Below are 13,211 nucleotides of genomic sequence, written 5' to 3' on the forward strand. Positions count from 1 at the left end.
CGTTCACATCACTCATAAATATGCAGCCGCGATTCATGCAGCACCATCCGCCGCGCCTCGTATTGATCCATCAGCGCGATGTCGTGGGTCGCGATGATCACGGCGGTGCCGGACTTATTCAACTGGATGAAAAGATTGAGCAGCCGCCGCGCCAGCGACGGGTCCACGTTACCCGTCGGCTCGTCGGCCAGCAGAAGCTGCGGCCGCGCGATGACGGCGCGGGCGATCGCCGCGCGCTGCTTTTCGCCGCCCGATAAAATGGGCGGCAACGCATCCATGCGGTGCCCAAGTCCGACCCATTTCAACAGATCGATCACTTCCTTGCGATAGCTCGACTCGCTCTTTCCCATCACGCGGAACGGCAGCGCGACGTTCTCGTAGGTCGTCATATGTTCGAGCAGCCGGAAATCCTGCAAGACGATACCGATGCGGGAACGCAGCGCCGCACGCGCGTTCTTGTCGAGCAGCGAGACATCCTGACCAAAAATGTTCACGAGACCCCGCGTCGGCCGCAGCGAGAGGAACAGCATGCGCAGCAGTGACGTCTTTCCAGCACCGGAAGGTCCGGTCAAAAACTGGAATGAGCGCGCGGGTATCTGGAACGTCAGGTCGCGCAAAACCTCCGGACCGAGGCCGTAGCGCAAACCAACATTTTCGAACCGGACCAAGTTCAGCTCCGTTCGACAGGACCGATGAAGTCAATGACCGTCCCGCCCCTGAACGAATCGCGTCCTCGGGCGGCTACTTGGCGATGACCGTAAAATGCTTGTGCGGCCGTTATGGTTTCCGGTTCGTTAACGGACGCCGAGTAGCTTCCGGACGGTAACACCTCGGCGATTCGTCCCATGCACATTGTCTGCCCCAATTGTACGACATCCTACGCGGTCGACGCGGCCAATTTCTCCGACGCCGGGCGTCGGGTTCGCTGTGCCCGCTGCCAGGAGGTCTGGCTCGCGAAGCCCCAGGAGGTGGTTGCCACCGCGATGGCAGCCGAAAGCCTGGCAATACAAGGGTTGGCAACACAGTCGACAGCGCCCTCCGAGGGTGATTTCGGATCAGATGCCAGATCAGCCGGTGATGATTGGCAAAATGATGATGCTCCCCATGTGGAGAGCCCCTCTATTTCCGCGGACTGGCCCGAGCCCCAGGCGGCCGAGCCAGTGAATGGAACCGACAGCGGCGGGCCAGCCGAAGCCCAGCAGGACGGCGTGGAGATTCACGACGACCAGGCCGCAGAGCCTGAGAAGACCGGTCGCGCCTCCTCTCTCAAGATTCCGGGCAACTGGGCCGCACGCCTCCCAACCGCATCCACCCTGCCGGCGCTGTGTGTCGCCCTTGGCGCAATCACCTTCGCGCTGATCGCCTGGCGCAGCGAAGTGGTGCGGCTGATGCCGCAAACCGCCACCTTCTTCCAAATGACGGGACTGGGCGTGAATCTGCGCGGCCTTTCGATTGAGGGCGTCAAGATCAGTTCCGAAATGGTGGACAACAAGCCCGTGCTTTTGATTGAAGGCGCGATCGCCGATGTCGCCCACAAGACGATGGAAATCCCACGGCTGAGATTCATCGTGCGCGACGCCAAGGGGACTGACATCTACGCTTGGAACACCGTGCTGGAACAGCCCGTGCTGCATCCCGGGGAAAAAGCGTTGTTCAAGACGCGATTGGCTTCACCGCCAGCCGAGGGCCGCGAAATTGCCGTGAGGTTCTTCCACAAGCAGGACCTTGCCGCCGGGGGTATGTGAATGTCGCGTGTTTTGATTGCTGATGACGAAGAATCGATGCGCCTGTTGGTCGCGCGCGCGATTGCCATGGATGGCCACGAAATCGTCACAGCGGAAGATGGCGCCGAAGCCCTGGACATCATTACCCGCGAAGACGGCGCATTCGATCTGCTGCTGACCGACATCAAGATGCCGGTGATGGACGGTATCGCGCTGGCGCTTGCGGTGGCGCGTGACTTTCCACGCCTGACCATTCTGCTGATGACCGGCTTCGCTGACCAACGCGAGCGTGCTTCAGGCCTCGATGCCATCGTGCATGACGTCGTCACCAAGCCCTTTGCCGTAGCCGATATCCGTACCGCGGTTGCCGACGCGCTGGCCTCGCGCAAGCAAAATTAAATCTGTTCTGCCGGTTGTGACGCAGCCTGTCGTGGACGCAGGGTCAATCGCGCCAAGATGAATGCAGCCACCGCGCACACCGCGATGGTCGTCACCATCGGCAAAGCTGTTCCATCAAAGAACACGCTGGCAATCACGATCATGACTGCCCCGTTGATCATTTGCAGTGTGCCGCCTAATGCTGAGGCCATGCCTGCGATCGGGCCGTGATCTTCCAGCGAGAGCACCATTGTGGATGGAATGACAAGGCCGAGCCAGGCGAAGGCGACGAACAACATCACGATTAGCACCGCCAGATTGTCGACGCCCGCGGCAATGACAACGAACAGCGCGACCGACATCACGGTATAGCAGGTGACTGCTGTGGAAATCACACGCGCGATACCGAAGCGACTGGCGAGATAAGCGCTGAACTGGGACGCCCCGATAAAGCCAATCGCGTTGACGGAGAACGTCAGGCTGTACTGCGTCGGCGTCAGGCCAAAGTGGCCGATATAGATGAACGACGAACTGGCGAGAAACGCGAAGAAGCTCGCCATGCCGAAACCGCCGATGAACGTCAGCCCCAGAAAGCGCCAGTCGCGCAGCAACTCCCCGAATCCATCGAGTACTCTGCGAATGCTGACCTGAATGCGCTCTTCGGGAGGGCGTGTTTCAGGAAGGACAAAAGCGACAAGCGCAAACGATAGAATAGCAGCAATCGTCACAGCAACGAACACCGCGCGCCAGCCGAACGGCACGATCAATGCGCTGCCGGTGAGCGGCGCCAGGATCGGCGACACGCTGAAGACGAGCATAACAAGCGACATCAAGCGCGTTGCATCGACGCCAGTGTGCAGATCACGGATCACCGCGCGCGGGATCACCATCACCGCCGCGGCACCGAGCCCCTGCACGAAGCGAAAGAAAATCAACCAGTCGATGCCGGGCGCCAGGCTACAACCGATGCTCCCGAGCGCGAAAACCGCAATTCCGAAGTAAAGAGGCGGCTTGCGACCGACCATATCCGAGAGCGGGCCGTAGACGATCTGACATACGCCGAATGCCACAAAGAATACCATCAAGGTCATCTGCGTCGCCGCAGTGGACGCGCCGAGATCTGCCGTGATGGTCGGCAACGCCGGCAGATACATATCGATTGCGAAAGGTCCAATGGCGGAAAGAAGGCCGAGGACGATGGCGTTGCGCGCAAAGCTGGACGACATGAGATTCAAACCCGATGGACTATAACGCAGATGATCAGCAAATTGCCGATCAGCTTGAATGCAGCCGACTGACGGCCATTATTCGGATGGAAAGAGCGCGAAGTAAGGCTTCGCTTCTTCGAGAACGCGGACAAAGGAGGGGCGTGCCGTCAACCGATCCAAGTATCGCATCGCATTCGGATGCGTGTTGCCGAAGGGCATCACCTGATTGGCGTAAAACAGCGCTGGTGCTGCTGCACAATCGGCCATGGTGAAAGCGCCGCCCGCAGCCCACGTCCTCGATGCCATGTCGTTGTCGATTAAATCAAGCGCTGTCCGCAACTTCGCGCGTGTTTCATCGACACCAAAGGGATCTTTGCTATCCGCTGGACGAAGCCTGTCGGCAACGATCCTCTGCATCGGCTCATGAATATACAGATCGAAGACGCGATCACGCAGTCGCACTTCTCGTGCCAGATCAACATCATCCGGAACGAGCTGCAAGTGGCCGGGATAGCGGCTTGCAAGGTATTCGATAATGACGCTCGATTCCGGAATCGTCAGACTCTTCCCTTCATCGCGCAGAACTGGGAATTTGCCGATCGGCCAGAGTTTCAGGAATTCCGCTCGCTCGTTTTCATCACCAAGATTAACGATGTGCGGTTCGAACGGCGTATCGTTTTCATAAAACGCAATCAGAGCCTTCCAGCAAAACGATGCCAGCGGATGGAAGTAGAGCTTCAGTGACATGGGCGAGGTGCCTCTCTTAAAGCGCCGTAAGTAGTAGGTACTTTTGGTGTAACGTCCCGATGAACGATGCCATCGCCAAGATGCAAGCAATCGCGCAGGTTGGTCCCAGCGCGGAGCGCGCGAGGCATGACAATAGCGGGCTGGAAATGCGTCCTGAGACACGCTAGCACAGGGGGATCGATGGCTTCATCAACGTGCGACAATGGCGCGCCTGTAGTTTCACAGAACAAATTCAACATGGAACGGAAATGACCAATACACACCATAAAGTCGCTTTGGTGACAGGCGCAGCACGTGGAATCGGGCTTGCAGCAGCAAAGCGATTTCTGGCGGAGGGCTGGCACGTGGCGCTGCTCGACATCGAGCGCGAATTGCTTGATCAGACCATCAAGACGATTGCAGCTCCAGAGACAACCCTCGCCATCCATTGCGACGTCTCGGATCCCAAAGCGGTTGCAAATGCTGTTGCCAAGGTCGGAGATCATTTCGGACGGCTTGATGCGCTGGTGAATAATGCCGGCATCGCGATCTTCAAGCCGCTGCTCGAAACAACCCTCGACGACTGGAGCCGCGTGATGGCGGTCAACCTCACCGGTCCGTTCATCTGCACGCAGGCAGCCGCACCATTGATGCGCGAGAACGGTGGCGGCGCCATCGTCAACATCACGTCGATCTCCGCGCTGCGCGCATCGACGCTGCGCACCGCCTACGGTACCAGCAAGGCTGGCCTCGCACATCTTACCAAGCAGTTCGCCGTTGAGCTCGCCACGCTCGGCATTCGTGTCAACGCGCTTGCACCAGGGCCGGTCGACACCGCCATGGCCAAGGCGGTTCACACCCCTGCGATCCGCGCCGACTATCACGACACTATCCCGCTCAATCGCTATGGCCTCGAAGAAGAACTGGCGGAGGCCATCTTCTTCCTGTGCAGCGAACGCGCCAGCTACATCACCGGGCAGATGCTGTGTGTCGATGGCGGGTTTGAGGCAACCGGAATCGGCTTGCCGACCTTGCGCGGCGAAGGGCGAAACGGATAGCGGCATCACTGTTACCGTTCAGCCACCGCTTTCATGTTGGCAAGGCCTTCCGCGAATTGGCCTCCCACCATCCGATCCATGCTGAAGATCATGTGCATGATCTTCGCCATGAACGGCACCGGCCCGTGCATGGCCCATGTGACGTTCGTGGTTTCACCTTTCGGCAGCATGGTGAACTCGGCGATGTTATGGGCCTCAAAGGGGCTGAAGAAATCAAGCTTGATGCCGATTTTTGACGGCGGGACTGCATCGATAATTTCCATGCGGCCGCGGCCGATGTTCTTATTGCCGTCCCATTCATAGATCGCGCCCTTGCCGCTCGGCGCACCGGCAAACGTCCGTCTCATCGCCGGGTCCACCTTCTCGTAAGGCGACCACGACGCCCAATGTTTGTAGTCACTGATCAATGGATAGATCTTGTCGGCCGGGGCATTGATATCGATCGAGCGCTGCACACGAAACGTGTTGGGCCTCATTGAAGCAACGATGAGAAAGCCTACAATCAACAGTGCAAGCAGGATGGCAATAATCGCGATTGTCGTCATGATGGATTGCTCCCTTACAGATCAAACGAAAGTGCTTCGTCTCGAACAGGAGAATCAGCTGATGGACATCTGCGGGCTCTCCGGATTGAGCTCTATAATTCAGTCGATCAGGCTTTCGCCAGATACTCGTTGAGCTGATCGAATGTCCCGCTGAATCCCTGCTGCATCGACTCGAACATACCCTCGTAGAAGGCCCGCTCTTCGGCGGTCGCATTGATTGGACCGCCGCGGAGCGCCACCGTCGTCGTTCCATTTTCTTCGGTGAGAGTGAGATTGTTCAACACCTCGAGCGGCCATGTCGAACTGAAAGGCGCGCGGGTGATCCCTCCCGCTTCATCAGAAAACGAACTGACGAACACAATGCGTTCCGGCTTTTCGATCTCGTGATAGACGAAGCGGCCCCACCACGTGCCCGGGCCCATCTGCATGCCATAGTGAAAGATACCGCCCGGCTTGAATTCCAATTTGCGGACTTCGAGCTTGCAGCCTTTCGGCCCCCACCATTGCGCGAGACGCTCGGGCTCGGACCAGGCTTTCCACACCAGATCACGCGGGGCATTAAAGGACCGCGTGACCGTGAATACACGATCCGCTGAGGCAACGGCGGCGCTGGCTTGGTTTGTCATGGTTGTTCCTCGTTCACACGACGCTCAGTGGATTGCGTATCAGCCGGCCTTCGGCTGCAGCGGATTCGCAAAGCTCCAGGCATGGCCGAATGGATCGACGACCTGACCGTAGCGCGCGCCCCAGAAAGCATCCATCGCAGGCATGACGACCTTTGCCCCAGCATCGACTGCGCGCTGCATCGCTTCATCGCAATTCTTTACTTCGAGATGAACGACCAACGATGTGCCACCTAAGGCGCTCGGAGACTTAATGTTTGCATTTGCTCCGCTCGGACAGAAATCCGGGAAGTCATCATGCAAGTACACTGCGCCACCGTTGATCGTGATGTGCGCATGCAGCAGGCGCTTGCCGTCCTCAGCGGGGATCGCCATCACTTCGACAGCACCGAGCGCCTTCTTGTAGAATTCGATCGCATCCCGCGCGCCGTTGACAGCAAGATGCGGGACGAGCTGAGGTAGTTGATCGGTCATGAGAAGCTCCTTGGTTGAATGAAACGTTCAAGGTCGCTTTCGGCTTGGCAGCCGAAACGGCGTTTCGTTGTCCTCGCTATTTCCGCGGAGACGTTTGCTTTTTGGCTTTGACGGCGCGCTTGGCTTTTTGCGGCTTTGCCGCATCGTCAGCCTCCTTCGCCTGCAGTTCGTTCAGGTAGTCCTCGAGACGATCAAGCCGCGCATCCCAGAAGCGACGATATTCCTCAAGCCAATCGTCGACTTCCTTCAGCGCGGTCGGCTCGATCCGGCATGGCCGCCATTGCGCCTCGCGGCTTCGCGTCACGAGACCAGCGTGTTCCAGTACCTTGAGATGTTTTGAGACCGCGGGCAGGCTCATCGAAAAAGGCTCGGCGAGTTCCGTGACCGACGTCTCTCCGAGAACCAAACGCGCCAGGATGGCCCGGCGGGTTGGGTCGGCGAGTGCTGCGAATTTCGCGCTCAGGAGGTCCACGGACACCTCATATATAACCATTCAGTTAAATAACCTTTTGGTTAAGTACAACGACCCGCTGAAGGCGTCAAGCAACCGCTCAATGGAATTTTGATGACATAGTCCTCGCAGGACCGCTGCGCGGCGATGTGCCGCGCAGCAGCAATTCGCTCAGTAGTCCTTGAGCAACCGTTCGAGATAATCGAGTTCGACCTGTGGCCGCTGTGAATCGCCGAGGCGGCGGCGCAGCTCTTCCAGAATTCGCCGTGCACGCTGCACGTCGATTTCACCCGGGATCTTCACGGAGAGATCGTCACTCCACTCCCGGCCGTGCAATGGCCGCCCGAGAGGATCGGTCGTGTTCTCTCCGGTCTGCTGACGGCCCATTTGATTTCCGGGGCCATCATTCTGCCCTTCGCCAGGTTGCATGGATTGCGCCAGGTTTTGCGCTCCTTTACGCAACGCTTCCAGCGCGCGCCCCTGGGCATCGACAGCGCCCTCGGCGTTGCCTTCGCCAAGCTGGTTACCGGCATCACCCATGGCGGATTCGGCATCGCCGAAGGAATCGCCATCACCCTGACCGTCGTCGCCCTGCCCGGGTTGGCCCTGCTGTCCTTGCTGACCCTGCTGACCTTTGTCGCCGCGCTGCCCCGGCATCATGCCGTTCTTCTTCATGTCGTCGAGCAGCTTGTTCAAACGATTGCGCAGGGCCTGCTGGTCCTGACGCAGACCGTCCATGCCGCTCTGGTCGCCCTGATCGCCGCGGTTGCGGTCACGGCGCGAATCCTGGCCCTGCTTGAACGTCTTGTCGCGCAATTGCTGTTGCTTTCGGATCATGTCGCCGAGTTCGTTCAGCGCCTGATCCGTATCGTTGGAGCCTTGTCCAGGCTGCGCCATCTGCAGATTCTCGAGCATCTGCTGCATCTGGTCGAGCAGCGCCCGCGCGGCATCCTTGTCGCCGGAGCGCGACAGCCGCTCCATGCGGTCGATCATGTTCTTGAGGTCCTGCTGACGCAGAATCTTGGTGTTGGGATCAAGCGGCCGGGCGAGCTGCTGCGGATTGTTCCGCATCTGCTCGGCCAGCTGCCGGATGAAATTATCCAGCGCCGCGCGCAGGTTTTCCGTCAGCTTCTTGATTTCTTCGTCGCTGGCGCCGCGCTCCAGCGCCTCTTTCAACGCGTCTTGTGCCGCGCGAAGCGCCTTGTCGACATCGGTGATGTTGCCATCCTCGATCGCGACCGCGAGCGCCCACATACTGTCCACGACCTCGCGCATCGCGGTCTTCGAGTTGGCATGGCCAAGTTGCGCGGCGACGCTGCGCAGCCCGAGATAATGTCCAAGCTCCGGTGTGAACGTTTCCGGCGCGATCATCAGAGCCTCGAGCGCGATCAGCACGAGAGGCTTCTGGTTGGCATCGAGCGCCAGGTTGCGGCGCTGCTCGATCAGTGCGCGCGCCAGGGGCTTGACGAACAGCCGTTCGGGCAACCGCATGTCGAATGGCTCGCTACGCCCTTCATTGCCGGCTTCATCCTTCGCGGTCAGCGTCAACGTAACGTCGGCGCCAGCGTAAGGATTTTCACTGAGATCCTTGACGGTCTGACCGACGCCGTTTCGTGTGCGTGCGTTCGGCAGCCCAAGCGCGATCTGCGGCGGATCGAACAGCGGCTGGGTTTCTTCCCCGTCCTTCTCCGTCTGACGAGGCGCGAACTGGGCATGCGCTTCCGTCACACCGTAATCGTCTTCGATTTTGTAGGACAGCAGCAAGCTCCCGCGCGCCTGACGTTCGGGATCTTTTGCAAGTGAAATGGTCGGGGCGCGATCGGCAACCGTCTTGAATGTCCATTGCGGCTGGCCGGACGGCGCACGGACATGAGCGGTACCATCGCCGGTAATGTTAAAGCGCCGCTCGTTCGTTCCTTGCGGCGCATTCTCCGTGACAGGAACCTCTGTCACGCCACCGCCGGCTGCGACATCAAGCCGCCCGCCACTGGAGCGCACGATCAACGTGCTTCCCGAAGGAACAGTTATCGATCCGGCATCGGCGTGTTGCGCGTCCTTGGTCGTGGACCCAGACAGAATGATGGGAGGACGATTGGTGTAGGCCGGTGGCGTCACCCATGCATCGACGCGAACGTTTGCGGCAGTGAATGTGCCATCCCAATCAAACGCCGCGCCAATACGCGACAGGCGATCGCTGCCTGCCGCGATGAAGGTCGCCGCCATCAGCATCAGCACGAGCGCCCGCAGCGCCCACGGATCGTGCAAAGCCAGACGCGGCGATGGCAGGCCGGCACGAATGCGTTTGATGGAGGCCAGAGTCCGCGCCCGCTGCTCCTGCCACAAGGCCTGGGCAATCGGATCCTGCGACTTGAGCGTGTCGGTCAACGCCGTTGCAGGGCGATGACGAATGCCGGTTCCGAGATCGAGCCGGCGCAGCGCATCTTCACGCGTCGGCCAGCGAAAGCGAATCGCCGGCACGAGGGAGGCAAGTGCAAGCAACACAAAGGCGGAGAATACGACGACGCGAACCGCGAACGGAAATGCAACCCACAGCCCGGCCCACGACGCAGCAAGGAACAACCCAACGACGGTCAGGAACCGCGCAAGATGCGGCCAGCCGCGCTCCCACGCCAACGCCAACCGTGCGCGCTGCAAAGCCTGAGCAAGCTGAAGCTGCTGTGCAGCCTCAGGATCGCGCGGCCGCTCTGACGGGTCTGGGGTCGGGTTGCTCAACAGCCTCTCCGGGTTATCCAAAAGGCAGCGTATCACAGCGGCGGCAATGAGGCATGCCCCTCAACACCCTACCCACATGCAAGGGTTGCTCCTCGGAACATCGTCCCAACTGTCACGAAAGCGTGACAGGAGGTCGGGTTAGCCGATATTCGCGGCGTCGCAAGCGGCTACTCGCCGGAGGAAAACTCCGCGATCAATTTGCCGGGCTACGCCGCGTATATGTCGCAGGTTCGCTACCGGCTGCTCCCGGGAGGGTGGTGACACCGATCAAAGCCAAGGAGCCGGCTTATCCATGGCGATCAAGGCATCAACATCGATGCGCGGCCGGACCACCGCGTATTGGTCGTCCTTGACCAGCACTTCAGGCACGAGCGCGCGCGTGTTGTAGCTTCCAGCTTGCACCGCGCCGTAGGCGCCCGCTGTCATGATTGCCAGCAAGTCACCCGGCTTCGGCTGCGGCATTTTGCGATCGAGCGCGAGGTAATCGCCGGTTTCACACACCGGCCCGACTACGTCGGCCACGATGGTCTTTTCGCCCGGCACAGCTTGCCGCAACGGCAGAATGTCATGATGCGCTTCGTAGAGTGTCGGACGAATGAGATCATTCATCGCGGCATCGATGATAACAAACGTCTTTGCGTCGCCATGCTTCACATAGATCACGCGGGCCACAAGAATACCGGCGTTGCCAACGATCATACGTCCGGGCTCGAATAGCAACGTCGCATCGAGCCCCTTGGTAACGCGCTTCACCATCTGCGCATAGGCCGCCGGCTCCGGTGGATTGGGCAGATCGTGCTCGTAGGGAATGCCGAGACCGCCGCCAAAATCGACATGCGAGATCGTGTGCCCATCCGCACGCAACGCGCCGACAAATTCCACCAGCAGTTTGAACGCGTCTTCCATCGGCCCCAGATCCGTGATCTGGCTGCCAATGTGCATATCCACGCCAGCGACCTTGATGCCGGGCAGCTTTGCCGCGCGGGCATAGACGTCGCGCGCGTGAGCGAGCGGAATGCCGAACTTGTTTTCCGACTTGCCCGTTGAAATCTTGGCGTGGGTGCGCGCATCCACATCCGGATTGACGCGTACCGAGATGTGCGCGGTACGACCGGTTTCGCTCGCAAGCGACGACAGCAAGGCGAGTTCCGGCTCGGATTCAACGTTGATGCACAGGATGTTTTCCGCGAGCGCCTGGCGCAGCTCGGCTTCAGTCTTGCCGACACCGGAAAACACGATCTTCTCTGGCGAGATTCCCGCCGCCCGCGCGCGCTTCAACTCGCCGCCGGATACCACGTCGGCACCTGCACCGAGTTTGGCCAGCGTGCGCAGCACTGATTGATTGGAGTTCGCCTTCATGGCGTAGCACACCAGCGTGTTCACATCGGCGAAAGCCTCTGCGAAGACGCGGTAGTGACGCTCGAGAGTCGCGGTTGAATAGCAATAGAACGGTGTGCCGACGGTTTCCGCCAGCGCTGCCAGACTGACACCCTCGGCGTGAAGCACGCCGTCACGATATTGGAAATGGTTCATGTCAGATCAATCCAGGATCGGATCGAGAATGATTCGTTTGTTTTTGCCGCGCGCAGCGGTCGGCGCCGGTTCAGTATTGGGCGCAGTGAAAATATCGCCCGGTAGCGGCTTTGCAGCGGCGTTCTGCTCATTTCCCGGCGCGGCCGTCTGGCCCGCCGCCGCAGACGGCGGCAGATCAAGACCGGCCTTGCGGCCGCAACCTGCCAGAACGCAGGTCAAGGCAATCAAGCCTGCGACTGTCAGCTTCGAAAAAGAGTGATTGGAGCGAGGAGTCACGTGTCAGTCCCTGAATTGCGCGCCACCATACAAAGAAGGTGCGGCTCTGGCGAGGGGGCATGAACAGCAAAAATTGATGGGGTCAGCCCGATTTTTGCTCTTTTTCCAGTCGCTTGAGCCATTCCTGGGCCTGTGCACGCACATTTTGCGGCGCTGTTCCGCCATAGCTCGTGCGGCTCTCAACAGAAGACTGCACGGAGAGAACATTCAGAACATCTTCCGTGATCTTCGGCTCGATGACTTGCATGTCTGACAACGGCACTTTGTGCAGCGGCAAGTCGGTCTCGGAAGCCTTCGCGACGATGCGGCCCGTGACGTGGTGCGCCTCGCGGAATGGCATCTTCAGCGTCCGTACCAGCCAATCGGCCAGATCGGTGGCGGTGGCATAACCTTCGCCGGCAGCAACCTTCATCCGCGCTTCATCCGGCACGAGGTCGAGCACCATGCCGGTCATCGCGCGGATCGCCAGCGACAGCGCAGCGAACGCTTCCATTGCGCCCTGCTTATCTTCCTGCATGTCCTTTTGATAGGCGAGCGGCAGCCCCTTCATCACGATCAGCAGTCCGTTCAGCGCACCGATGACGCGTCCAGTCTTCGCGCGCACCAACTCTGCCGCATCCGGATTCCGTTTCTGCGGCATGATCGATGAGCCAGTGGTGAATTTGTCGGACAACCGCACCAGGCCGACCAGCGGCGAGGTCCAGATCACGATTTCCTCAGCGAAGCGGGAGAGATGAACAGCTGTGATTGCTGCGGCCGACAATGTCTCCAGCACAAAGTCGCGATCGGAAACCGCGTCGAGCGAATTGGCCATCGGCCGATCGAATCCGAGCGCCGTTGCCGTCGCATGACGATCGATCGGGAATGACGTACCCGCCAGCGCCGCTGCCCCCAACGGACTTTCGTTCAAGCGCTTGCGCGCGTCCGCGAAGCGGCCGCGATCGCGTGAGGCCATTTCGGTATAAGCCAGCAGATGGTGACCAAAGGTCACGGGTTGCGCCGTCTGCAGATGGGTGAAGCCCGGCATCACAGTATCGGCGTGTTCAATGGCGCGGTCGACCAGCGCGCGCTGAAACGCAGCCAGCGCCCTGTCGGCGTCATCGACGACATCGCGTACGTAGAGACGGAAATCGGTGGCAACCTGATCGTTGCGCGAACGCGCGGTGTGCAAACGGCCTGCAGCCGGTCCGATCAATTCGCTGAGCCGGCTCTCGACATTCATGTGAATGTCCTCGAGCGCGCGCTTGAACGTGAAGGAACCCTTGCTGATCTCTGACAAAATCGTGTCTAGACCGCTGGCGATGTTTTTTGCATCAGTTGCGGTAATAATGCCCTGTGTGGCAAGCATGGCTGCGTGGGCCTTGGACGCGGCGATATCTTGGGCGTAAAGGTGCTGATCGACGTCAATGGAGACGTTAATCTCTTCCATGATCGCATCAGGGCTCTCATCGAACCGCCCGCCCCACATTTTGTTGCTCATGA

The 13,211-nt window shown here is 59.7% G+C and carries 14 protein-coding genes; 3 read left to right on the forward strand and 11 right to left on the reverse strand.

The window, feature by feature from the left end; all coding sequences use genetic code 11:
* Nucleotides 1-8: 8 nt before the first annotated feature.
* A complete protein-coding gene (gene ftsE / locus ACZ5C3_RS25555) occupies nucleotides 9-668 on the reverse strand; it encodes a cell division ATP-binding protein FtsE (RefSeq protein WP_464033912.1) in 660 nt (219 codons plus the stop codon).
* Between the two features lie 177 nt (nucleotides 669-845).
* Here ftsE and ACZ5C3_RS25560 point away from each other — a divergent pair, with 177 nt between their 5' ends.
* Both ACZ5C3_RS25560 and ACZ5C3_RS25565 read left to right on the forward strand, forming a co-directional pair.
* Nucleotides 846-1,745 carry an MJ0042-type zinc finger domain-containing protein gene (locus ACZ5C3_RS25560; RefSeq protein WP_464033913.1) on the forward strand — a complete coding sequence of 300 codons (900 nt, stop codon included), beginning with the start codon at nucleotides 846-848 and terminating at the stop codon, nucleotides 1,743-1,745.
* Nucleotides 1,746-2,123 (forward strand): response regulator, encoded by a 378-nt coding sequence (locus tag ACZ5C3_RS25565; RefSeq protein ID WP_464033914.1) that lies wholly within the window; start codon nucleotides 1,746-1,748, stop codon nucleotides 2,121-2,123. It abuts the gene before it with no gap.
* Here ACZ5C3_RS25565 and ACZ5C3_RS25570 read toward each other — a convergent pair.
* Both ACZ5C3_RS25570 and ACZ5C3_RS25575 read right to left on the reverse strand, forming a co-directional pair.
* Nucleotides 2,120-3,328, reverse strand: coding sequence for a multidrug effflux MFS transporter (locus tag ACZ5C3_RS25570; protein WP_464033915.1), 1,209 nt, complete (start codon nucleotides 3,326-3,328; stop codon nucleotides 2,120-2,122). The genes ACZ5C3_RS25565 and ACZ5C3_RS25570 overlap by 4 nt on opposite strands.
* A gap of 78 nt (nucleotides 3,329-3,406) precedes the next feature.
* The gene (locus tag ACZ5C3_RS25575; RefSeq protein WP_464033916.1) at nucleotides 3,407-4,057 is read right to left on the reverse strand and encodes a glutathione S-transferase family protein; all 651 of its coding nucleotides are present in this window, start codon (nucleotides 4,055-4,057) and stop codon (nucleotides 3,407-3,409) included.
* A gap of 248 nt (nucleotides 4,058-4,305) precedes the next feature.
* Here ACZ5C3_RS25575 and ACZ5C3_RS25580 point away from each other — a divergent pair, with 248 nt between their 5' ends.
* Complete coding sequence (locus tag ACZ5C3_RS25580) at nucleotides 4,306-5,094, forward strand: SDR family NAD(P)-dependent oxidoreductase (RefSeq protein ID WP_464033917.1); 789 nt, start codon at nucleotides 4,306-4,308, stop codon at nucleotides 5,092-5,094.
* An 11-nt stretch (nucleotides 5,095-5,105) separates the two neighbouring features.
* Here the strand turns inward: ACZ5C3_RS25580 and ACZ5C3_RS25585 are convergent, their stop codons facing one another.
* From ACZ5C3_RS25585 to argH, 8 genes are all read right to left on the reverse strand, one after another.
* Nucleotides 5,106-5,639 (reverse strand): SRPBCC family protein, encoded by a 534-nt coding sequence (locus ACZ5C3_RS25585; RefSeq protein WP_464033918.1) that lies wholly within the window; start codon nucleotides 5,637-5,639, stop codon nucleotides 5,106-5,108.
* A 107-nt stretch (nucleotides 5,640-5,746) separates the two neighbouring features.
* Nucleotides 5,747-6,265: an SRPBCC family protein gene (locus ACZ5C3_RS25590; RefSeq protein WP_464033919.1), complete on the reverse strand. Its 519-nt coding sequence runs from the start codon at nucleotides 6,263-6,265 to the stop codon at nucleotides 5,747-5,749.
* Nucleotides 6,266-6,304: 39 nt separating this feature from the next.
* A complete protein-coding gene (locus ACZ5C3_RS25595; protein WP_464033920.1) occupies nucleotides 6,305-6,736 on the reverse strand; it encodes a VOC family protein in 432 nt (143 codons plus the stop codon).
* Between the two features lie 76 nt (nucleotides 6,737-6,812).
* Nucleotides 6,813-7,208, reverse strand: coding sequence for an ArsR/SmtB family transcription factor (locus tag ACZ5C3_RS25600; protein ID WP_464044351.1), 396 nt, complete (start codon nucleotides 7,206-7,208; stop codon nucleotides 6,813-6,815).
* Nucleotides 7,209-7,358: 150 nt separating this feature from the next.
* Entirely contained in the window at nucleotides 7,359-9,920 is a 2,562-nt protein-coding gene (locus ACZ5C3_RS25605) for a TIGR02302 family protein (protein ID WP_464044352.1), read from the reverse strand.
* 267 nt (nucleotides 9,921-10,187) lie between these two features.
* Complete coding sequence (gene lysA / locus ACZ5C3_RS25610; RefSeq protein ID WP_464033922.1) at nucleotides 10,188-11,453, reverse strand: diaminopimelate decarboxylase; 1,266 nt, start codon at nucleotides 11,451-11,453, stop codon at nucleotides 10,188-10,190.
* Between the two features lie 6 nt (nucleotides 11,454-11,459).
* A complete protein-coding gene (gene lptM, locus ACZ5C3_RS25615) occupies nucleotides 11,460-11,729 on the reverse strand; it encodes an LPS translocon maturation chaperone LptM (RefSeq protein ID WP_464033923.1) in 270 nt (89 codons plus the stop codon).
* An 82-nt stretch (nucleotides 11,730-11,811) separates the two neighbouring features.
* Entirely contained in the window at nucleotides 11,812-13,209 is a 1,398-nt protein-coding gene (argH, locus tag ACZ5C3_RS25620) for an argininosuccinate lyase (protein WP_464033924.1), read from the reverse strand.
* Nucleotides 13,210-13,211: the final 2 nt, after the last annotated feature.

Source organism: Afipia dichlorophenoxyacetatis, assembly GCF_055386385.1.